Below are 221 nucleotides of genomic sequence, written 5' to 3'. Positions count from 1 at the left end.
GGGGGGATCAATCTGATGATCCTGGCCACGGCACTGGGACTTGGCGTCATGTTTGAAAAGGTGCCGCTGCTGCACGATGGTCTCAAGCTGATTGGCTCGGCCTATCTGCTCTGGCTGGCCTGGAAGGTGGCGACCGCCAGTGGCCCGGCCGAGGGCAACCGACCGCTCATTCCGGCCCATCAGGGCGCCATGCTGCAGCTGCTCAATCCCAAGGCCTGGAT

1 protein-coding gene is annotated in these 221 nt (G+C 63.3%); it reads left to right on the top strand.

Annotation, left to right across the window (positions count from 1 at the left end; genetic code table 11):
• The coding region (locus BN1128_RS13345) for a LysE family translocator (protein WP_042869546.1) at positions 1–221 on the top strand (221 nt) is incomplete at both ends.

Source organism: Aeromonas piscicola (assembly GCF_000820005.1).
GTDB classification, from domain to species: Bacteria; Pseudomonadota; Gammaproteobacteria; order Enterobacterales; family Aeromonadaceae; genus Aeromonas; species Aeromonas piscicola.
The sequence above is the reverse complement of the archived record's forward strand: the minus strand, read 5'-3'. Positions and strand labels throughout refer to the sequence as shown.